We start from the raw sequence: 10,328 nt of genomic DNA, 5'->3' as shown, positions 1-10,328 counted from the left end.
AGGTTTGAAACGGCTTACGCCGTTTGTGCCTTATATCTCCGCCCTGAAGGACGGAGTTTTACGGCACGTTGGATAAACTCAAAGAGAATCAGTATCATGCACCAATTCCCCTTTACTCCCCACCAATCCCGCTACTATGCCCACCTGCTTACCCGTCGTGCGGCGGGCGGAAGTATGGAGTCGCTGGCAGGAACATTGGTTGATGCCCAAGTGGATTTAAACCCGCATCAGGTCGATGCAGCCCTGTTTGCCTGCAAAAATCCTTTGTCAAAAGGCGTGATTTTGGCGGATGAGGTAGGTTTGGGAAAAACCATCGAAGCCGGGCTGGTAATCTTGCAGCATTGGGCAGAACGCAAACGTAAAATCCTGATTATCACGCCTGCCAACCTGCGCAAACAATGGCATCAGGAATTGCAGGAAAAATTCGGCTTGCAGGGCGTAATTTTGGAGGCCAAAAGCTACAACGCCGCCAAAAAAGCAGGCAAAAACCCTTTCCGCCAAGAAAGCCCCATTATCTGCTCCTACCAATTTGCCAAATCCAAAGCAGACGACATCAAGCAAATCGGCTGGGACTTGACCGTATTGGATGAAGCCCACCGTCTGCGCAATGTTTACAAGAAAAATAACGTCATCGGCAAAACCCTAAAAGAAGCTTTGGCAAACGTATCGAGCAAAGTTTTGCTCACTGCCACCCCTTTGCAAAATTCCCTGCTCGAGCTTTACGGCCTGGTCAGTATGATTGATGAGCGCATTTTTGGCGACTTGGACAGCTTCCGCGCCCAATTCGGCGCAAAAGCCACCGAAAAGACCTTGTTCCATCTGCGTCAACGGCTCAATCCGGTTTGTCAGCGCACCTTGCGCCGCCAAGTTCAGGCATACGTCCCCTACACCAAACGCCTTGCCATCGTGCAGAAATTCACCCCGTCTGACCAAGAACGGGAATTTTCCGGATTGGTTGCCGAATACCTGCGCCGTCCGAACCTGCAAGCCATGCCGGAAGGGCAACGGCAGCTTATTTCCTTGGTCTTATGGAAACTTCTAGCTTCCAGCAGCCGCGCCATTGCCGGCGCGCTAGACACCATGACCAAACGCCTGCAAGGTGTATTGGAGGAATCCACCACGCAAGACTTGGTTGAAACGCTGGACGAAGACTACGAAAGTCTGGATGAAACTGCCGAAGAATGGGAAGAAGAAAACGAACCGAACATCCTGACTGCCGACGAATATCAAGCCATTGCCGACGAAATCGACGAACTCAAACATTTCAAACAGCTTGCCGAAAACATCCGCGAAGACGCAAAAAGCCGCGCATTATTGACCGCACTTTCCACTGCCTTCGCCAAATTAAAAGAACTCGGTGCAGCACAAAAAGCCATCATCTTCACCGAATCCAAACGTACCCAAGACTATCTTTTAGAATGCCTTGCCCAAACCGATTACGCAGGCGAAAACGGCGAAGGCATCGTCTTATTCAACGGCACCAACAGCGACCCGCAAGCCCAAAAAATCTACAAAGACTGGCTCAAACGCCACGAAGGCAGCGACAAAATCACCGGTTCCAAAACCGCCGACACCCGCGCCGCCCTGGTCGAGCATTTCAAAGAACGCGGCACCATCATGATTGCCACCGAAGCAGGCGCAGAAGGCATCAACCTGCAATTCTGCTCGCTCATCATCAACTACGATTTGCCGTGGAATCCGCAGCGCGTCGAACAGCGCATCGGACGCTGCCACCGCTACGGACAAAAACACGATGTAGTCGTCGTCAATTTTGTCGATGAAACCAACGAAGCCGACACCCGCGTTTATGAACTTCTGGAACAAAAATTCCAGCTTTTTAACGGCGTATTCGGCGCAAGCGACGAAGTATTGGGTGCAATTGGCAGCGGCGTGGACATCGAACGGCGCATTGCCGACATCTACCGCCATTGCCGCCAGTCCGAAGACGTCAAAACTGCCTTCGACAGCCTGCAAAGCGAATTGTCCGACGAAATCAACCAAAACATGATGAAGGCCCGGCAAACCCTACTGGAAAACTTTGACGAAGAAGTCCGCGAACGGCTGCGCATCCGCGCCGAAGAAAGCCGCGACGCACTCAACAAATACGAAAAAATCCTTATGGATTTGACCCGCGGCGAACTTGGCGGCAATGCCGACTTCCACGACGGCGGCTTTACGCTCAACAGGCTACCTGAAAACCTTTCAGACGACCTCAACATCCCGACCGGCCGTTACGAACTGCCGCGCAAAAGCGGCGAAGCCTATCTCTACCGCATGACCCATCCCTTGGCACAAGCCATTATCGAGCGAGCACAACAGCGCGATTGCCCGCCCGCCCGTCTGATTTTCGACTACCAAGGGCACAACGGCAGAATCAGTACGCTTGAGCCCTATCGCGGACAAAGCGGGCAGCTTGCCGCCAAACTCATCAGCATCAGCGCACTGGGCGGCACGGAACAACACCTGCTCATCGCCGCTGTAACCGAAAACGGCGAAGCCCTGCAAGACAACGACCCCGAAAAACTCCTGCGCCTGCCCGCCCGAATTGCCGACACCGCCGTCCATGCCGATTTTCAGACGACCTTGACCGACAATATCGCCGCACGCCGCCAAATCCTGCTAAACCAAACCACCGAACGCAATCTCGGCTATTTCGAGCAGGAAGTGCAAAAACTGGACGACTGGGCGGACGACCTCAAACAAGGCTTGGAACAGGACATCAAAGAAACCGACCGCGAAATCAAAGAAGCCCGCCGCACAGCCGCCACCTCCCTCACCTTGGAAGAAAAACTTGGCTGGCAGAAAAAACAGCGTGAATTGGAAAACAAACGCAGCAAACAACGGCGTGAACTCTTTGACAAACAGGACGAAATCGAAGCACAGCGCAACCTGCTGATTGAAGAATTGGAAGAAAGCCTCAAGCAGAAGGTTGAAGAGGAAGAATTGTTTTTTATTGAGTGGGAGATACTATAATGACAGCCTTGAAGCCTGAATATATGGAAATGCTCAAAAGAGTTTTGGAAGAAAGATTTGTCAAATCCAAATTTTTACCGAACCTGCAAGATAATACGAAAAGACCAGAAGACTTGCATAAAAAGAACTTGTCTAGGGCATTTAGTGCATTTGTTCTGCAAAAATTATGCGATCTTTCTATTAAAGAAGCCGCAAGAGCAGTTGTTGATGATTTTAATGATAAAGGGATCGATGCAGTTTATTATCATGAATCGACAGAAACCCTTTATTTATTACAAACAAAATTAAAAGCATCAGAAGAATTCAAGCAAGATGATGCTCAAGCATTTTGTGAAGGTGTGCGTTTATTGATTAATCAAGAATTTGATCAATTCAACAATTTTATAAAAAATAGAAAGGCAGAAATTGAGAATGCTTTAGATAGATGCAGCCATATTCAACTTGTTATTCCCTATACAGGAAATAGAATTTCTGTAAGTGCTGAATCCACCTTAAATTCATTACTCAATGATGAAAATTTAGATGAGGAACGATTAATCAAAGAAATCCGTTATTACACATCAGATGATATAAAACGCGATCTATTGGCAGAACAGGCTTTTGAAAAAGTAAATGCCGATATTTATTTGCAGAAATGCCAATATATCGAATCTCCAAAGAAAACATACTATGGAATTATATCTCTATCTGATTTGATCAAACTTCATAAGCAACATGGTAAAGGATTATATGAAAGAAATATCCGTTATTTTTTAGGCGGAAAATCATCAGTTAATAGTTCAATAAAAGACACTTTAGAGAGACGCCCTGAAAATTTCTTTTATTTAAATAATGGTGTAACAGCAATCTGTGATTTAGTTGAGCCAAAGGCAAAAAAGAGAGAGCAAAACAACGCAAAAAAACTGAAAGTCAGGAATATTTCTATCATTAACGGCGCACAAACAGTAGCATCATCAGCAGAATTCGTAGCAGAAAACCCAGATTGTAATATTGATGAAGCAAAGGTTATGTTTACTTTGATTCATGCACCCTCACAATATCATTTTGGTAATGAAATAACTAAGGCAAGAAACCATCAAAATCCGGTTCAAATTGCAAATTTCGCCTCTTTAGATGAAAACCAAGAAAGATTAAGACAGGAAATATCATGTCTTGGCTACGGTTATTATTATCGTCCTGAAGCAAATATTGCTTTTAGTGGAAATTCTTTTGGTTTGCAAGACGCCATACATGCATTGTCAATCTTGGAAAATGATCCTAGATTTGTTGTCCATTTAAAAGCGGATTATTCTAAATTAAGCAATCCTGATTCTAAATTTTATAAAAAAATCTTTCACAATGAACTAAGTGGTGTTTATGTTATCAATGCAGTTTTATGTTACCAAGAAATCAGGAAATTATTGATTCAGGCTGACAGACAAGCCCCATCAAGAAGTTTGGAAAGAATGATATACAGACATGGTATTTATGCTATTTCGGCTGTTATCATGAAGAGATTGCGGGAATATATAAAATCAGTTTCTGTCATTGATATAGATAAAATTCGGTCTGCGATTAGTTACCCGCTAGATGAATTAAGACAAAAAGCTTTTGAACTAGGAGAAAAAAGTTTGATTCACGAGGGAGCATTGGCATACTTTCGCAATCAAGGCAATGTAGTAGCTTATTTGAGCGAACTAATGGAGGTTAATTTCAATTTATCGCAAGATCCGGCAGTGATTCATTTGAAAAATGTGCGAATGGATACACAGCAAGAAAGTTACCCACGAGAGAAATTATTTGAATATTTATCAAGTAAAGCTCCACAAATTAAAGAGAGTAGTAAATGACCAAACAAAAACTAGAACTCACCTGGATAGGCAAACACAAGCGCCCGAAATTGGAGGCGCGGATTTTGTTGGAGGATGCGGAGAAGTCGTATCATGCCAAAGTGCGGTCGGAATCGGCGGCGTTTGACAACCGGTTGATTTTCGGCGACAACCTGCTTGCACTTAAAGCTTTGGAACAGGAATTTGCAGGTAAGGTGAAGTGTGTGTTTATCGACCCACCTTACAACACGGGTAGTGCGTTTGCCCATTACGACGACGGGCTGGAGCATTCCATTTGGCTGGGGCTGATGCGCGACCGTTTGGAGCTTATCAAACGCCTGCTTTCAGACGACGGTTCGCTGTGGATCACCATTGACGACAACGAGGCGCATTATTTGAAAGTGTTGTGTGATGAAGTGTTTGGGCGGGGGAATTTTGTTGCGAATTGTATTTGGCAGAAAGTTTACGCACCTAAGAATGCAGCGAGATACTTTTCTGTAGATCATGATCATTTATTGGTTTTTGCTAAAAATGCTGAGGCTTGGATCCCTAATCCTATGCCTAGAACAGAAAAACAAAATAGCAATTACAAGAATGTTGATGATGATCCAAGAGGGTTATGGAGATCTGATAATTTACTAGCAAGTCTTACTGGTGGGCAGAGAGGGGCTCAATTTGCAAAAACCGGTTTTTCAAAAGATATTTATGATGTTTATGGCCCAACAGGGAAGAAATTTTCTCCAAAATCAGGAACAAGTTGGCGAGTTTCTAAAGAAAAATTTTTAGAACTTGATGCTGATAATCGTATTTGGTGGGGGAAAGATGGAAATAATGCACCTTCATTAAAAAGATTTTTGAATGAAACTAAAAATGGTAGAGTTCCACAAACCTTTTGGCCTTATGAAGAAGTGGGACATACTCAAGAAGCAAAGAAAGAAGTTACAGACTTTAATTCAGTTAGTATATTTTCTACGCCAAAACCAGAACGTCTAATTGAACGCGTTTTACATATCGCCACCAACCCCGGCGATCTCGTCTTAGACTCCTTCGCCGGTAGCGGCACGACCGGTGCGGTTGCCCATAAAATGGGGCGGCGTTGGATTATGGTGGAGCTGGGCGAGCATTGCCATACGCACATTATCCCGCGCCTGCAAAAAGTCATCGACGGCGAAGACCAGGGCGGTATTTCCAAAGCGGTGAACTGGCAGGGCGGCGGCGGTTTCCGTTATTTCCGCCTTGCACCAACGCTGATTGTGAACGACAAATGGGGCAATCAAATCATCAACCCCGACTACAACCCCGAAATGCTGGCGGAAGCCTTGGCGAAGCTGGAAGGCTTTACCTATATGCCGTCTGAAGATTTGTGGTGGCAGCACGGCTATTCCAGTGAAAACGATTTTATCTATGTAACCACGCAAAGCCTGTCTGTCGAGCAGTTGCAGGCGATTTCAGACGACGTGGGTGCAAACCGCAGCCTGCTGATTTGCTGTTCCGCATGGCGCGGGATTACGGCAGATCAGGCGGCAGAGCGTTTCCCGAATTTGAGCTTGAAAAAAATCCCGAAAATGATTTTAAAACGCTGCGAATGGGGACACGACGATTACAGCCTGAACGTCGCCAACCTGCCGATGGCAGAAGAAGAGACCGAACAAAGGTCGTCTGAAAACCAACCCGCCAAAACCAAACCCGCCAAGCGCAAAAGTGCGGTCGAAAATCAGGGCGGATTGTTTGATGGGGAGGATGAGTGATGGTTAAGGAAACGGCGATAATGCCCGCCGACTATGTGCAATGGCTGGCAGAGATTAAAAACCGGGTATTGTCTGCGCGTCAGAAAGCGGCTTTGGCGGTGAATGCCGAGCTGATATCGCTTTACTGGCATATCGGGCGGGATATTTTGCAGCGGCAGGCGGCGCAAGGCTGGGGCAGCAAAGTGATTGACCGCTTGGGACGGGATTTGCGCGAGGCGTTTCCTGAAATGAAAGGATTTTCCTCCCGTAACCTAATATATATGCGTGCGTTTGCCGAAGCGTGGACTGATTTTGAAATTGTGCAACAAGCTGTTGCACAATTGCCGTGGGGTCATAATGTACTTTTGCTTAACCGTATTAAAGAACAAGAAGCACGTTTGTTTTATGTACAGAAAGCGATAGCGGAAAATTGGTCGCGTACGACATTAGAAATCCACATTAAAAACCGCCTGCACGAGCGGCAAGGAAAAGCCGTTACCAATTTCTCCGCCCGATTACCCGCGCCCACTTCCGCGCTGGCGCAAGAAACCTTAAAAGATCCTTATTTGTTCGACTTTTTGAGCTTGGGCGAGGACGCGCAAGAACGGGAAATCGAAAACGCCTTAATGCAGCATATCACCCGTTTTTTGTTGGAATTGGGCAACGGCTTTGCTTTTGTCGGACGACAATACCGCTTGGAAGTGAACGGCGATGAGTTTTTTATTGATTTGCTGTTTTATCACACGCGTTTGAAATGCTATGTGGTGGTGGAATTAAAAGCCACGGCATTTAAGCCCGAACATGCGGGGCAATTGAATTTCTATTTGGCGGCAGTCGATGCACAAGTGAAAGCTCCTGACGATCATCCGACCATAGGCTTGCTGCTTTGCAAAACGCAAAACCACTTGGTGGCGGAATATGCCTTGTCGGGGATTGATAAGCCGATAGGTATTGCTGAATATGAATTGGTGCGCGCCCTGCCGGAACCTTTGGTAACGAATCTGCCGACAGTCGAGCAGTTGGAAAATGAGCTGTCGGATTGGCAGGAAAACAAATAGCTAAAAAAATAATAGAAAAGAGATAAAACCATGAGCATCAGAACTCAAAACTATATCAACGGCCGCCTGTCTTTGCGTATGCCACAGGCAGAAAGCCTGGCGAAGCTGAAGCAGGCATTGGATGCCGCGCCGGAAATGGCGCAAAAAGACCGTGATGTAACGGCGGTGTTGAATACCTTAAAAGCCGAATTTCCGACCTTGCAAGATTTTGAGCGGGAATTTCCGTCTTTGTGTTTTGCGTTGGCAACGGGCGTGGGTAAAACCCGCCTGATGGGCGCATTTGTCGCCTATCTGCATTTGGCGCACGGTATCAATAATTTCTTCGTGCTGGCGCCGAATTTGACGATTTACAACAAGCTGATTGCCGACTTTACGCCGAATACGAAAAAATATGTGTTTAAAGGCATCAGCGAATTTGCGGTGAATCCGCCCAAGCTGATTAGCGGCGACAACTATGAACAGCAGAACTTGAGTATGGGGATGGGTAATCTTTTTGATGAGATTACCATCAATGTATTCAATATTTCCAAAATCAACAGCGAAGTACGCGGTGGCAAAGAGCCGAAAATCAAGCGGATGCGCGAGGTGTTGGGCGACAGCTATTTCAATTATCTGGCAAACCTGCCCGATTTGGTGCTGCTGATGGACGAATCGCACCGCTATCGGGCACAGGCGGGAATGCGGGCGATTAACGAATTGAATCCGCTTTTCGGTTTGGAGCTGACCGCCACGCCGTTTGTGGAATCGACCAAAGCCCCGATTCCGTTTAAAAACGTGATTGTGGATTATCCCTTAGCGCGGGCGATGGAAGACGGTTTTGTCAAAATGCCCGCCGTGGTTACGCAGCGCAATTTTGATGCGAAAAATTACACGCCCGAAGAAATCGAGAAAATCAAGCTGGAAGACGGTGTGCGCGTTCACGAAAATACCAAAGTCGAATTGCTGACTTATGCGCGGGAAAATGATGTTGCCGTGGTGAAACCGTTTATGCTGGTGATTGCCCGCGATACCACGCACGCGGCGCAATTGTTGTCTTTGCTGGAATCGGACGATTTTTATAACGGGCGTTATCAAGGCAAAGTGATTCAGGTGGATTCGAGCAAATCAGGCAAAGACGAAGAGGAAATGATTGAGCGGCTTTTGGCGGTGGAAAGCGTGGATGAGCCGACGGAAATTGTGATTCATGTGAATATGCTTAAAGAAGGCTGGGATGTTACCAATCTTTATACCATCGTGCCGCTGCGTGCCGCCAATGCCAGAACCTTGATTGAACAATCCATCGGACGCGGTTTGCGCCTGCCTTACGGCAAACGCACGGGCGTGGAAGTGGTGGACAGATTGAACATTGTCGCCCACGACCGTTTTCAGGAAATCGTCGATGAAGCCAATAAAGGCGATTCGGTGCTGAAAATGAAACAGGTGATTTTGGATGCGCCGGGTGCAGACGATAAAAAAGTCAGCGTGCAAGTGGTCAGCGGCGTGGAAACGAAATTGGGATTGACGGAAACGTCGTCTGAAAACGCGAAGCAAGGTATTTCGGAAGCCGATTCTTCAGTCGATTATCAGCCTGTTTTTAAAACCGAAAACGAAAAACGCATTGCCCGCACGGTTATGGAGGCTGCTGCCAAATACGCCGCCCGTCCAAGCGAAGCCCCGACTTCACAGGCATTATTGACAGCGGAAATCCGCGAAAAAATCACTACAGAAGTTCAGACGACCTTGCAGCCGCTTCAAGGCGAACTGCTGACGAATGAGCCGGATATAGCCGATATTGTCGCCAAAACCACTGAAACAATAGTCAATCAAACCATTGATATTCCAAGAATAACCGTTGTGCCGAGCGGCGAAGTCAGCACGGGGTTTCATCCGTTCAAACTGGATGTCGGCAATCTGAACCTGCAACCGGGCGTACGCGAAATCACCATCCATAATTTGCATACCAACGAGCAAAGCAGCCTGTCTGCTGAATTAGGCGTGAAGGAAAAACGCCCGGAAGACTATATTGTGTTTTCCCTGATGGATTTCGACGACATCGACTATTTTACCCAAGCCGACCTGCTTTACGATTTGGCAGGGCAAATGGTGGCGCACCTTCGCAGCTATTTGTCCGAAGAAAAGGTGTTGAGCGTATTGGATAAGGAGCGTCGTCTGATTGCCCGCGAAATCCATGCGCAAATGATGGCGCATTTTTGGGAAAAGGCGGCAAGCTATGAAGCGCGCGTCAGCCAAGGATTCAGCACGCTCAAACCCTGCAACTACACGGTTTCTGCCGATGAGCCGGTGCATTCCGTACGCCAAACGCCCAATGATGTCAGCCGTATCAAGCAAATGCTGTTCGGCGGCTTTTCCAAATGTCTGTACCCCCTGCAAAAATTCGATTCCGATACCGAACGCCGTTTTGCCGTCATTCTGGAACGCGACGCGCAAAAATGGTTTAAACCTGCACAAGGGCAATTCCAGATTTACTGGAAATCAGGTTTGGATTCCAAAGAATATATTCCCGATTTTGTGGTGGAAACCAAAGACTCCATCTGGCTTGCCGAAACCAAAGCCGGCAAGGATTTACAAGATCCGGATGTTTTGGCAAAAGCCGATGCGGCGGTCGAATGGTGCAAACACGCTACGGATTATGCTTTGCAGCATGACGGCAAGCCTTGGCGTTATGTACTGATTCCGCATGACGAAGTGGGCGAAGCGAAAAAATTGGCGGATTTTTTGCGGTTTGAGAAAAAGGTCGTCTGAAAACGGGAAAACAAGTTTCG

Annotated in this window: 5 protein-coding genes; all 5 read left to right on the top strand. The window is 46.9% G+C overall.

Going from position 1 to position 10,328, the window contains the following annotated elements:
• The first annotated feature begins 96 nt into the window (after positions 1-96).
• Genes DK430_RS11415 through DK430_RS11395 form a run of 5 tightly spaced genes read left to right on the top strand, consistent with a single transcriptional unit; the run spans position 97 to position 10,308 of the window.
• Entirely contained in the window at positions 97-2,973 is a 2,877-nt protein-coding gene (locus DK430_RS11415) for an SNF2-related protein (protein ID WP_109079185.1), read from the top strand.
• The gene (locus tag DK430_RS11410) at positions 2,973-4,802 is read left to right on the top strand and encodes an AIPR family protein (protein ID WP_109079184.1); all 1,830 of its coding nucleotides are present in this window, start codon (positions 2,973-2,975) and stop codon (positions 4,800-4,802) included. Before DK430_RS11415 ends, DK430_RS11410 begins: the two co-directional genes overlap by 1 nt.
• Complete coding sequence (locus DK430_RS11405; protein WP_109079183.1) at positions 4,799-6,529, top strand: site-specific DNA-methyltransferase; 1,731 nt, start codon at positions 4,799-4,801, stop codon at positions 6,527-6,529. The genes DK430_RS11410 and DK430_RS11405 overlap by 4 nt, the downstream gene beginning before the upstream one ends.
• Positions 6,529-7,566 carry a PDDEXK nuclease domain-containing protein gene (locus DK430_RS11400; RefSeq protein WP_109079182.1) on the top strand — a complete coding sequence of 346 codons (1,038 nt, stop codon included), beginning with the start codon at positions 6,529-6,531 and terminating at the stop codon, positions 7,564-7,566. Before DK430_RS11405 ends, DK430_RS11400 begins: the two co-directional genes overlap by 1 nt.
• A gap of 30 nt (positions 7,567-7,596) precedes the next feature.
• Positions 7,597-10,308, top strand: coding sequence for a DEAD/DEAH box helicase (locus DK430_RS11395; protein ID WP_109079181.1), 2,712 nt, complete (start codon positions 7,597-7,599; stop codon positions 10,306-10,308).
• The last annotated feature ends 20 nt before the right edge of the window (positions 10,309-10,328 follow it).

It is taken from the genome of Aggregatibacter kilianii (genome assembly GCF_003129965.1).
Classification (GTDB): domain Bacteria; phylum Pseudomonadota; class Gammaproteobacteria; order Enterobacterales; family Pasteurellaceae; genus Aggregatibacter; species Aggregatibacter kilianii_A.
Note: the sequence above shows the minus strand (reverse complement) of the source record. Positions and strands in the feature narration are given on the sequence as shown.